The sequence below is a fragment of the Paenibacillus pabuli genome (assembly GCF_039831995.1).
Lineage (GTDB): Bacteria > Bacillota > Bacilli > Paenibacillales > Paenibacillaceae > Paenibacillus > Paenibacillus pabuli_C.
Map to the genome: position 1 here is coordinate 182,590 of NZ_JBDOIO010000001.1, position 12,162 is coordinate 194,751.

Genomic DNA, 12,162 nt, shown 5'->3' on the forward strand with positions numbered 1-12,162 from the left:
AAAGACCTACGGGTCTTTTTTTATTTAGCGATTAACTCACACTTTTAGGTAGAGCAACACAATGACTATAATATCATATATGTGGCTGAAAGAAGCCTATTTATCTTATTGGAGGTCTTGCTGTGGTAGGTATTAAAATTCGCGATGTTGCTGTATATCATCCAGAAAAAGTTGTAGATAATGAATTCTACCTGAATCATTTTAAGGAAAAAGGGCGCGATATAGGTCACTTCCTTGAGGTAATGGGTAGAGATAAACGGTACGTTATTGACAACGACAGTGAAAGTACTTTAACTATGGGCATCGAAGCGGCGCGGCAAGTAATGGACAAATGCGGATTGACTGGTGAGGATATTGACATGATCGTATTCTCTACACAAGTTCCAGAAACTACATTCCCAACTAACGCAATTTACGTGCACCGGGCACTAAATGTAAAAAATGAATGTTCGTGCCAAGATTCTAATGCTAGTTGTGCAGGCATGACACTGGCTGTAGATAATACATCACGTTACATGTTATCGAGTAAAAACGTCAAACGGGCACTGATTGTTGGTTCAGATTATAATACATTATTGGCTAATCCGGATCAAGAAATCACTTATGCCAATTATGGTGATGCGGCATGTGCTTTGATTTTGGAGAAAGTTGAGGATGAGGTTGGATTTATCGATTCCGCTTATTATTCAGATCCAGTTCACAGCGATTTCATTCGTTACCCACAAAATGGACTTGCTGCTGAAACAAAATCAGACTCATTTAACAAGTACATTGATTGGCATCAGTTTGATGCAAGTGAATCTATTGGCGCATGTTACCATGTAATCGATAAAGTTTTACACGATAACGGATTAACAGCTTCTGATATTTCCGTCTTCTGTATGTCTCAATTCGCTCTGGTCAATATTCAAAAGGTTCAGGAACGTTTTGATATTCCTAATGAAAAAATCTCTTATGTTGGGGATGTTTACGGATATACGGGAACAAGTAGTCCTTTCATTGCGTATAGTGAAGCTTTGGATCAAGGGAAGATTAATCCTGGCGATTATATCCTTTTTTGTACTGTAGGCGCGGGTTATCAGTGGTCTGCTGTATTGTTTAAGGCATAGTAAACATAAAATATCCGCTCATATAATTATGGGCGGATAAAATGTATCCTATAACTATCCATATAATTAAGGGTTAGTAAGGATTAATAAGACTTGAATTAACCGAGACCTTTGATAGTATAGGATCATACTATCAAATTCGACCTAGGCTAATGCATGGCCTATTGGTTAAAGACGGGTCATAGCTCTATCGAGCAGTTCGAATCTGCATTAGTCGATCGGTTAGTTGAAGTCTTATTTATTTAAACGGGAGAATATCTATTTCTTCCGTTTTAGAATTTAAGGAGGAATTTACATGGAAGAACGTAAATTCATTTACTCGGTTTCTGAGGGTAACTGTGGTGACAAAGAAATGATTATTGACGACTTAGACATCGCTTTGGAAAGATTTCAAGGCAACGCTTCTCTTTACCAATTTGATATTTGGGAAAAGGGTGTAAAAATTAAAAACTTCAATTCATCCAGATCAACTGCTGAGGATATTCTCAAATTTTTAAATTTATAACAATTTAGGAGGTAGTACTTTGGATAAATGGTCATATATTTATGTTGTTGCTGAAGGAAATTGTGTAGGTAACGATATTGCGACTTTAGATTTAGACGAAGCTGTTCGGCATTATATGGGACGTACCGGTACATATTTTCACTTTGAGATTTGGGAAAACGGCATCTGTATTAAAACTTTCAATTCAAACCGTGATACTTCTGACGATATTTATGATTATTTTCAATTAATTAAACGATGAGGTGAACAACTTGGAAATTCCATTTAATGGTGATATGACGGAAACTGTCGCGGCACTTTCTGAACGTTTAGTTGGTCGCACGGTATGTTTCCCTGGTGTGGAAGGTTTTGAGGATGCACGTGTAATACTTGTTGAGGATGCAAATTATTACGATGGAATTTATTCTAATGGACTTCTTATTGAGGTTGATACTCCACACCTTGGAAGAGTTCGAAATTACGGGTGCCTTAAAAATGTATACGAAGATCGGCTCGAATTCTTCCCTCGAGATGGTTTTGATATCGATGATACTCAGATTATTCACCTTAATCCTGAACGTGAGGACCAATTTTACATTCGACCAATTGAATCAAATGAAATCGGTAAGGTATTGAAGTTATACGCAGAAGAGGAAGACGTCATCGTTGACGATCACTGGTTACATCACGCTAAGTCTGCTTTTAACAGTTTGACTTTAGCGCAAGGTGCAATCTTAGGTGTCTTCGACTATCATGGCGATGTGGTCGGATGTTTGACTGTAAACCTAGCACGGGACTTATACATCGGATACGCGCACGGACCTTATGCGCACTTGGAAACTATCATTATTGATGAGGGTTTTCAAGGCAAAGGATTAGCTACATCTTTAGTTAAATATGCGATCCAATATTGCAGACTGCGTAATGTAACCTACATTAACTGTCAGACAGAAAATCCAGCTATGGCACGCGTTTATGAAAAAGCAGGATTAGCGCGTAAATATACTAATTACCATTTGGAATTCAAGTAAAGGGGAATTTATTTTATGATCTTCGCTACATATCAATCTAATGCTGTGGTGGAACAGTTAAAATCTACTGGGCGTTATGAGAATACTTGGATTTCAGACTATGAGAGTGGTAAAATGTTGAGAGAAAAAGTTGGGTTCAATCCAGTATTTGCTATACCCTTTGATGATTATCAAAACTTCCTGACTATGAGTTTGATCTTATTTCCTGCGTTACCTAACAATTTGGTAATTTTTGAAACTGATGCAGCAATAGAAATTGACACTATTGCATGGAATGAGGTTATGACCGATCCTGCGAGCCGATCAATCTCGCTCATCGTGCGACGTAAGAAAATGATGACTGAGCATATTGTACCCTCAATCGATAATGTATTGGATATCATTCATCTTAACGATCATCCCTATGAGAGCATTTCTGATTTTTACTTTGATGAACTTTTTAATATTTATCCGGAATTATTTCTACCTTATGCTAAAAAGTATGGTGCAATTAATGTGGATTTGCAGGTTAACGATGTGGCAAATATCAAGAACTACGAAATGGCACGATTTAACGAATATTTACACCGAGTATTTGGAAATCCCACTAGTATGACTAAAACTGATGTCGATGACTATTTGAATATTATTAAAACTCTTATATTTGTCAATAAATAATATAACAACTGTTATGGGGTGATGGCTATTATTGGAACAAAGTTCCTTAAATACGGAGAATTAACTGTTGGAGAACTCCAAATAACAGTTGACAGAGTTATGACATATACTCCAAGGACTAGCGAAGACGGCTACCCGATTGATAATAGCTGTCCGCTAGGTATGTATCCAGTTGTTCAAAATAATCTTGGATTTGAACCCGACATTTACTATCAACCTGGGACTGAGGATATTTTATTTTGGTTAAGTGATAGGGTATTCCCTGAAAATAGGCAAAACAGACAGTACTATTTGGGTATGCTTGGACTTGTTGAATATGATGTTCTTTCTATTATTGAAAAAACTCATGGATTCAGTTTTAATGATTTTTATTGGATCGCTAACGATGAACTCGAGGAACGTCCAGATATCAACAATATTAATCTATTCGTTACAGACGATCATTAATTCAGGAGGTTGTTATGAAGGAACTTGAATATACCATTCCAATACAGAGTGAAGAGGAATGTCGTCAGATGAACGAGCTTCACGGAACTAATTTCAAAAGTACCCAAGAACACATGGAAGAACTACATGACAAACTCGCGGATTTGATTCAAGCTTGCGGAGATGAAGGCGGTTGGTACCTTAATGACGCAATAAGAGTTAAAATTGTAGTTGAGTATAATCCGGAGGATAAGTAATCGCATGGAAACAGAATTGTTTTACAGCAGGCATGTTGAAGGTGTCGAGAACCTCTTCTCTTATATCATGGAAGGTCTTACCAATGATTATAACAATCACATATACTATTCTGGTTTAATGGGATTGAACTTCAGTAAAACTACTGAAAATGTAACAATTATTGATAATACAGCTATACTTGACGAATTCGGATACAGTAGTGAAGTAGTTGCTGTTATCAAATTGAATATGACAACTGACGTGAATATTGATGTTGGTTTCAAAGGTCAGTTCTTCAGAGTAAGACTCCGCGCAGTAGTTACGCAAGATGACGTAGTATTTTGCATTGATGATTTGGAAATCCCGGTTACTATGCGCGAGGAAGGAATTGCCACCTATATCTTCGAGCAGCTCGGAATTTACATCGCTGAGCATAAAACTGTAGTGACGATCCAACTTGTCGATGGAAGTCCTAATTATAATGAAACACAGGGTATTGTAACCCATCTCGCTATCAAACACGGAATGGTACCTAGTTCTGAAACTTTAGAAAACTTGGAACTTGTGACCCAGATTTAAGGGTACAAGTTCCATAAAATAAATTAATCTTTAAATTAAAAACTAAGTCCTTAACATGTCCGTTTAAATAGGTAGTATAAGGAAGAAAGTAAAGGATAAAGAGTTTTAGTTCAGAGTTTAGCATATAACTTAGAAGTTTAGGGTTGTATGTGAAACTGTGAGGGTAAAACTTCACATATCTAGTCTGTGGGCTGGGTAGACATAGCAATACCTGGTGGGGCCAAAAAGGATTCGACAGTGCGTGTGCCGGGCATTAACATAAGGCAATTATACAATTACCGTATAGGTATTGTGGGCATGGTCGAGGGGTAAAAGATCCCCTTATTTCTTGGATGATGGCCGGTTATCATGGGCGAGGGTACAGTGTGGGAGCCAGATAACAAAATCATTGAGCGTCGGCAGTGGGCAATGTCCTCTGTGTCCGTCGCCGTGACTAAAGGTAAGTTTCCCGGAGGTTGCCCGATTGTAGTGGGCGAGGTTGGGCGCTAGCTAAAGCCTAATTCAGCGAGAAGACGGGGAAACAGTATCGGAGCGTGGGCCAGATGTGGGGGCTACCGATACATCCGATAGAATATCGGAGATATGCTTTACATGTTGAGGGTGCGTCGAGGGAGTGTACATACCCTTCGCTAATGGCAGAAACATGACGCTTGATTCAAAGATTGAGTTACCGTGATATCGGATATGCGGCGTAGTCGAATAAAGACCAACGACCTGCAGATACACGAGATGGTGCGGAAGATCCGCATAAGCATTAAGCCGGAGATTTACAATTGCGCTGCCGCGAGTTATTAAACTAGCGGCTGGCTTCTGGGGAACACAATGAATAGCTCGGGCACCGGTTATCTTCGGATAATGGATGATTTGAGTCGGACGCGGTGGGGATCGAGAGGTAACGGTCCACGGATATGTATCGCGACATCATCAAGATCCAAATGATTGATCCGGCAATTCCTTGTCGCATGGGATTGGAGCGGATTTGGGCGAGAATACTACGATACATAGTATTCATCGCTGGACTATAGTGATTATTAACTCTTATCAGAGATCGTAGGATGGTTACTCTATCACTATAGTCAAGGTCTCTGTTGGGGGGTCGGGGTAATCACTTAAGCAACTTAAGGGTTTCGATAATATCGAACAAGTCTTTAGTTCTTCTTAAGTTTTACCTTGGTGGTTTTGGACCTCGTAATCACAGGGGAAAGTGATCCATAGAAGGGGCGATTTATCGTTAGCCTTTAACGGGACCGACTGATATATTGTTGGAGGAAGGTCCGCGGGTTGAATAACGGTTAGGAGATTCTAATCGCAGTGATTATTGGTGGGGATATCACACTATAAGTAATATTAAAGTCCTAGAAATAGGACTTTTTCTTATATAAAGGGGATCATCTAAGTGGTGAAGAAAAGTGACTAAAGAAGAACTTATCGCATCTTATCCTGGAAATAACTCACTAACAATATACCTTCTTATACTGTTAATCGCTTGTTTCGTCTTCATTATGTGGTTAACTGCAGCGCTAAATCAGCAAAGAACGCTGGCAATGATTTTGTTTGTAGTCTTTGTTATCGCTATAATTGTAAGCCTGACGGGGATAATTATAAACTCAGCAGGTAAAGATAGTATTGACAGTTGGAAAAATACAACCTATCGAGAATACATAGACAACGTAACTCCAACTAAGGATAAAATATTCGATTACACGCTAAATCCTGATGGTACCGGTGATGTTTTCATCGAGACTAAAGATGGAACTGTAAAATTAATCTATTCAGGGATCCCTGCAAAGGTATCATCTACTGGATTCTCTTATGTCTCCTACGTTAAAATATCTGGATTAGAATCTATCAATATAGAGGACTCTAAAGAACGGATAACATTGTATATGGTACCGAAGAATAAATAAATTTACAGGACACTCTTGATTGAGTGTCCTTTTTAATTTAATGAAACTACTATAAGTCCAATTAAATAAGTAGTGTAAGGTTAAAGGGATAATAAAATACATATATGAATGGAGAATTTCAATGGTAACTCACTACAAAATGCAGGTAATCACTAAACAGGGCGAAGTTCTCGAATTGGAAATGACGACTGAAGGCAAAACTTTTGAAAAGTATCGAAATGATACAATGAGCAATAAATGGATGATTAGCCATGAAGGCGGACTTCTTGATACGCAGGATATTGCAGAAATGACTCTGATTGAGGAAATTCACGATGGACCTGGACGTTATCATGGTGTAGGACTCAGCTTCAACTCACCAAAAACTCGTGAAACTAAGACAAGATCATCTAGTTCAGCTAAAAAGCCAAAGACATCTGCCGAAAGTAAATCGCGCAGCACATCACGTGACGTTGATCTTCGTGATATTGATCTGGATAAAGTATTCGCGGGTGTGGAATTGGTCAGCATCTAAAATTTGCAGAAGCAGTCCTATATTCTATCATGTGCATTAAGTAGTATGTGAAAATGGTTATAGAAATATTTATTATATGGTCGACATTCTATATAGGGTGTCGACCATATGATTGTAACGGAGGAAATTGAAATGAAGAATAAAGTAAAGCCTGTTCAGTATGAGATTTCCGACGAACAGATTGAAGATGCTCGTGATAAAATGAATAAGGGTTCTGAATACTTCATTGATCTCGTTACATCGAATTTTAAGTCTTACCCTTTTAAGCACTTCTTCTCCGGTCATAATTTGGCTTTAGTTAATGATGATCCGGAAATAGTTGCAGGTTCCGGAACAGGTTTAAAGCCTATTTGGGTGCATGTTTCGAAGTACTTTAGTATTATGAAGTACGGGAAAATTGTCACTGGACTTAACATTGATCTCAAAGGTAAACTTACCAGTAAGGATTTTGAAGCACACAATATCGACGTCTTGGGCGAATATATCTCATATAACTACGGTGGAACGCTCATTTACCCGGAAATCAGCATTAAGTATGTTGACGGTTTGGATAACTTATTGAATGGTAAATATGATTCATCTCTTATCGGAATCCTTGGACTATCCCTGGAAAGATACACTGCGGAACTTGAACAGGCCGGAATTAGTTTCAATTAACTGAGTTAATTAGTTGTGGTACTTTCTAAGAACCGGGGGTAAGCGCTGAAGTGTCAATAGAGTTAGCCGGGGAAAGACAATCAGCCGCCACAAATAAATTAACTAGCATTAAAATAAAAGACAGTCAATTATACTGTCTTTTTTGCTTTAGGAGGATTACATGAAGAATAAGGTTGTGATTATCACTGGGTCATCATGTTCGGGAAAATATACGGTGATAAGCAAATTACTATCAAAGTATCCAACGTTCAAGTTTTTACCTTCTGAAACGACACGTACAATGCGAGATGGAGAAAGTGATGGAAACCCGCATATATTCATCACGACCGAAGAATTACATGCGCGTAGTATCTCCGGAAAGTATGTAGTTGAAGAATTAATTAACGACATTTACTATGCTACTACCTTCGATGTAATTGAGAACGCTATTGAAAATAGTCCTATCTCGCTGAAGGAGATTGGTGTTGATGGGGCGATGGAACTCAAGAAAAAACTTGGTGACCGTTGTATAACTATATTCTTGAGTGTAGAAAAGGCTGAACTCGAACGACGATTCACTACTCGGGGAACTCCTGATTTTGAGAAGCGACTCTCTAGATATCAGTATGAATTTAATTTAGGTAACAAGATGGATGTGGTTATCGATAATAATTCTGATATTGAACTCACAATACGTACTATTGAGGGTATTCTAAAATTGAACGAACTGGGGGGAAATTGAGTGAAACGACTCAACGCTTAGCTATAATAGTATAAATGCAATTCGACATTCAACATATTAGATATATTTTTAAACCTCAGTCCTCGGATTGAGGTTTTTTGTAGTCCTTTATATATCGCGGCCAATAGGTTGATAGAAAGTAAAGCAACAAAATGCGAACAGATAGCGAACACTATTACTTTTATTTTGGAGGAATCTGGATGTATCCTATTAAACTCTTACCTCTGCGGGAAATGACCGCTGAAGAATACACTAACTTATTCTATCATGCTCAATCTGTGACATTAGAACAATTTGAAGTATTTCTCTACGATGATGTTGAAAAAGACGGCAGATCATATTATGGAGTTTTCGGAATTTTCCGTGATTCTGCTGATGGGCATCTCCGGTATATTGATGCTTATGCTAAGGACTATGACACGTTTGCGGGTATGGATCTATATTCACATTCATCACCGCTTGATATAGGTGCCTTCATCTGGATAATGGAGTGTGTCATCTCGGAATATAACGAATTTACAAACTACTCCGACCATCATAAAGGTCTCATCTCTTATATACTCACAAGATTTTACGAGCATCAGGTTATGGTTTAGACTCGATATAAAAGCTAACCTAATCTGATGGGTTAGCTTTTGTTTATAGTATATCTCATAGTAATCGTTATAATTAAGTAGGTGTAAGGACAAACAAGAACAGCAAGGGGAAGACTTAGAATGACATTTTTGATTGAGCCGATAAATCTACATGATATGACGATTGTTTTACTGAAGTTGTTAATAATATCTATTGTTGCAATAGTAATTGGACTTGAGCGCGAAAATAAACATAAACCACTCGGGACTAAAACTTTATCTACTATAGGGATTGTCAGTTGTTTATTGACAATGATATCTATTGAATCAGTTGAACATTATATGGCAATTTACCCAACACTTAATATGGATCCATTTCGATTACCTGCTCAGGTAGTAAGTGGTATTGGTTTCCTGGGTGCAGGGGCAATCTTTATTAAAAGTAATAACTCTATTGTAAATTTAACAACTGCCTCATTAGTTTGGGGAACAGCAATGTTAGGAATTGCAGTTGGCGCTGGATTTATACTAGAGACGGCAATAGCGTTCTCCTTAATACTATTGAGTATTAAGATTATCCCTTGGACATTAACTAAGTTAAAATTCTCTGATAGCACGAAGAAGGTAGCAATCAGTCTACATGTTAAGGGCAGCGATAATATCACTGAAGTCCTGGCAAGAATTAATTCACTCTCCATTAAAATAGATGAGTTATCATTAAAGCAGTTCGATGAGGAGCATACAAAAATTAAACTCATCTGTTATGTGAAGAAGGACAATTATGTAACTGATATTTACCGTTCACTTATTGATGAGAATCACACTTCAAATATTGAGGTAACTTAGGAAGAATGTACAGTGAATTCATCTAAATACTTACTTGTTATGCTAGGATCTATTATCCTTGGGGCAATTATCGCATCAGCTATTGCTTTGATTACTAAAGATTCTGAACTGGGGCTGAATATTTATTGGACATTATTCTTTATACCATCATTCGCTGTAGTTGGATTTGACATATATAAGTTAATTCGTGAAGCAGTTGAAGACCGACGTACATCAAAAGCTAAGGGGTGATCACATGAAAGCTGAAGCACGCGTAAGTATCATTAAACAACTCTCCAAGGAAAATCTCGAGACAGTGGGAATCGATCTTGAATCACTGAGTGATACAGAACTCAAGCACCTTAATCGTAAATTCCATAATTATCTCTCCGAGTTAAGATACGCAGTTAGAATCGGTGGCGACTTCAAGGAGGATCTTGTAAATGGTAATCTAGCGTTCTACAGTTTCCGTAACACTCCTGGAATCAGATTCCTAACATTCACCGAATTCATCCAATTCGAAAGATTCGATAAAGAGAATCCCAATGTTTACCGACATTACCGGTACTCAGAAAAGTTTGGACTACCTGGGGTATGAAGACAGTATTCCAGTTAGCCGGACTCGCTTTAGGAGCATTCATGTTGATGATCATATTCCTATATTTACAGGATAGATATATTTACAGTATCCATTGGAACGTTCCTTTTTAGACAATAAATAAATTTGAATTAACTAAAAATAAACTCTTTGTTAAACAATAATAAAATTAGGAGGAACTTAAAATGTCCTTTATCGCTATAAATCAATCAAATTTCCCAATTGTTGCCTTGGTTCACGAGTTGGCTGACGATAAAGTTAAAGTTCAAATTGGTAGTGCTTGGTCTGAGACTAACAGCTACGCTGGAAAACAGAATATGATCGAACTTAATGTAGAATACGATCCTGATGGCGAACCATATTTTACAGATGAGGAAAATTATTTTTACATGTCTGATACTCACCGTACTGACTGGGGAAACAAATAACAAATTTACATGAGGGAGCCCTATTTTAGGGCTTTTTTATTTGGTTAAAAATGAGAATTGCACGAAAATCTCAGATCACAGCATAATCTCAGTTAAGATTGGAAGGTGGGATTCACGTGTTTCTCAGGTGTTTTAGCGGTGAAAATGGGAGATAAATGCTAGTCTCAGTAATATCTCAGAAATTGTGCATGATATTCTCTTAAATATCTCATTAGTATCTCATGTCGACAAATAAGTGTTAGGTGAATTTTAAAAATCAGATGCCAATTTAATTTGGGATTTTAGTTGTAATTCTATCTGGAAAACATGTACTTTTGTTGACGTTACTGTGAATTTAATCTTAAAATTATTTAAAAATAGCAATAATACCTTTCTTTGATAGACTATCATATTTAAAATCAGCTATATATAGTTTCAGTTTAATACATATAGTCCCCATATCATCCTAATTAATGATATATTAGTAAGGATAAGATTGAATATATCCTACTCGATACCAAAATGTACTTAGTTATAATACAACTATAAATAAACACTTTAGTGGTCATCTCAATTTAATACTCCCGATACAGATAATCGATTAATACTTACGTTATTAGACGGTCTTGGTGTATTTGGGCATATAATAACTTCACGTCTCCTCTGAATCAAAGTTATTAAGGGTTAGAATGTTGTAGTACGCATTAACTTAAATTAACTTATGGGTGGAGATTAAACTATGTATACAGCACTAATCAAAACAGATATTGACTCTATTTTGGAAACGATATCACAAACTAATGATTTTGACTCACAGCATCAGCAGCTTGCGGATTATGGATTTCATCAATCTGAGATTGCACGTAAAGGTGTATACTCACGTGGAATTCTCATGAACGATAAATATCTGATTAAGTTCTTCTCGCAGGAACCCTATATCTATGATAACTTTAAATCATTCTCAGGATTCACCGAGTACGGTTACCTCAAACAGCTGCAGTCATTTGGGATCGAAGGTGTGCCTCACATCTATGGATATGCTGAGGATAACTTTATGATGGTTGAATTTTGTGGGCTAATGAATCTGCGAAAAGATAATATCAGTACTTTAAATTTGATTGAAGCTGAAAATTTGTTGAGATACCTCTACGGAACTTTCTGGAGCATTTACACTGCAACAGGTACAATTCCGGATGATATGTTGCAGAAGAACATTGTAATAAGTGATGGAAAATTCACCTTTGTTGATTACTCGGCAGTATCTGCTTTTAATTCAGCATATTTTGCTAAATCTTATCTAGTACACCGATTGAATTTCTTATTCCTACGTATGTATCGGGCAGAACAGTTAAACGCGCATACATACCAGGAGATTAAGAAACAACTTGACTTAATTGAGAATACATCATTAAAAAATATAGCTATTCCTGTGTAA

General features: G+C 37.2%; 17 protein-coding genes. All 17 read left to right on the forward strand.

Annotated features, from left to right (window positions below; genetic code table 11):
- Positions 1 to 122: 122 nt before the first annotated feature.
- The 17 genes from ABGV42_RS01300 (at position 123) to ABGV42_RS01380 (ending at position 12,162) form a co-directional block, all read left to right on the forward strand.
- Positions 123 to 1,109 (forward strand): ketoacyl-ACP synthase III, encoded by a 987-nt coding sequence (locus ABGV42_RS01300; RefSeq protein ID WP_347380014.1) that lies wholly within the window; start codon positions 123 to 125, stop codon positions 1,107 to 1,109.
- 295 nt (positions 1,110 to 1,404) lie between these two features.
- The gene (locus ABGV42_RS01305; protein WP_347380015.1) at positions 1,405 to 1,614 is read left to right on the forward strand and encodes a hypothetical protein; all 210 of its coding nucleotides are present in this window, start codon (positions 1,405 to 1,407) and stop codon (positions 1,612 to 1,614) included.
- A 19-nt stretch (positions 1,615 to 1,633) separates the two neighbouring features.
- Positions 1,634 to 1,855: a hypothetical protein gene (locus tag ABGV42_RS01310; RefSeq protein ID WP_347380016.1), complete on the forward strand. Its 222-nt coding sequence runs from the start codon at positions 1,634 to 1,636 to the stop codon at positions 1,853 to 1,855.
- Positions 1,856 to 1,865: 10 nt separating this feature from the next.
- Positions 1,866 to 2,624, forward strand: coding sequence for a GNAT family N-acetyltransferase (locus ABGV42_RS01315; RefSeq protein ID WP_347380017.1), 759 nt, complete (start codon positions 1,866 to 1,868; stop codon positions 2,622 to 2,624).
- A 15-nt stretch (positions 2,625 to 2,639) separates the two neighbouring features.
- Positions 2,640 to 3,281 (forward strand): hypothetical protein, encoded by a 642-nt coding sequence (locus ABGV42_RS01320; protein WP_347380018.1) that lies wholly within the window; start codon positions 2,640 to 2,642, stop codon positions 3,279 to 3,281.
- A gap of 21 nt (positions 3,282 to 3,302) precedes the next feature.
- A complete protein-coding gene (locus tag ABGV42_RS01325; protein WP_347380019.1) occupies positions 3,303 to 3,728 on the forward strand; it encodes a hypothetical protein in 426 nt (141 codons plus the stop codon).
- Between the two features lie 14 nt (positions 3,729 to 3,742).
- On the forward strand, positions 3,743 to 3,964 hold the full coding sequence (locus ABGV42_RS01330; RefSeq protein ID WP_347380020.1) for a hypothetical protein: 222 nt from the start codon (positions 3,743 to 3,745) through the stop codon (positions 3,962 to 3,964).
- Positions 3,965 to 3,968: 4 nt separating this feature from the next.
- Positions 3,969 to 4,523 carry a hypothetical protein gene (locus tag ABGV42_RS01335; RefSeq protein ID WP_347380021.1) on the forward strand — a complete coding sequence of 185 codons (555 nt, stop codon included), beginning with the start codon at positions 3,969 to 3,971 and terminating at the stop codon, positions 4,521 to 4,523.
- Between the two features lie 1,409 nt (positions 4,524 to 5,932).
- A complete protein-coding gene (locus ABGV42_RS01340; protein ID WP_347380022.1) occupies positions 5,933 to 6,430 on the forward strand; it encodes a hypothetical protein in 498 nt (165 codons plus the stop codon).
- A gap of 121 nt (positions 6,431 to 6,551) precedes the next feature.
- A complete protein-coding gene (locus ABGV42_RS01345; protein ID WP_347380023.1) occupies positions 6,552 to 6,944 on the forward strand; it encodes a hypothetical protein in 393 nt (130 codons plus the stop codon).
- A 132-nt stretch (positions 6,945 to 7,076) separates the two neighbouring features.
- Entirely contained in the window at positions 7,077 to 7,601 is a 525-nt protein-coding gene (locus ABGV42_RS01350; RefSeq protein ID WP_347380024.1) for a hypothetical protein, read from the forward strand.
- A gap of 160 nt (positions 7,602 to 7,761) precedes the next feature.
- Positions 7,762 to 8,322: a hypothetical protein gene (locus ABGV42_RS01355; RefSeq protein ID WP_347380025.1), complete on the forward strand. Its 561-nt coding sequence runs from the start codon at positions 7,762 to 7,764 to the stop codon at positions 8,320 to 8,322.
- Between the two features lie 200 nt (positions 8,323 to 8,522).
- On the forward strand, positions 8,523 to 8,918 hold the full coding sequence (locus ABGV42_RS01360; protein ID WP_347380026.1) for a hypothetical protein: 396 nt from the start codon (positions 8,523 to 8,525) through the stop codon (positions 8,916 to 8,918).
- A gap of 120 nt (positions 8,919 to 9,038) precedes the next feature.
- Positions 9,039 to 9,743, forward strand: coding sequence for an MgtC/SapB family protein (locus tag ABGV42_RS01365; RefSeq protein ID WP_347380027.1), 705 nt, complete (start codon positions 9,039 to 9,041; stop codon positions 9,741 to 9,743).
- Between the two features lie 12 nt (positions 9,744 to 9,755).
- Positions 9,756 to 9,974 (forward strand): hypothetical protein, encoded by a 219-nt coding sequence (locus tag ABGV42_RS01370; protein WP_347380028.1) that lies wholly within the window; start codon positions 9,756 to 9,758, stop codon positions 9,972 to 9,974.
- A gap of 715 nt (positions 9,975 to 10,689) precedes the next feature.
- Complete coding sequence (locus ABGV42_RS31840) at positions 10,690 to 10,761, forward strand: lipoprotein (RefSeq protein ID WP_431523593.1); 72 nt, start codon at positions 10,690 to 10,692, stop codon at positions 10,759 to 10,761.
- Positions 10,762 to 11,466: 705 nt separating this feature from the next.
- Positions 11,467 to 12,162 (forward strand): hypothetical protein, encoded by a 696-nt coding sequence (locus ABGV42_RS01380; protein WP_347380030.1) that lies wholly within the window; start codon positions 11,467 to 11,469, stop codon positions 12,160 to 12,162.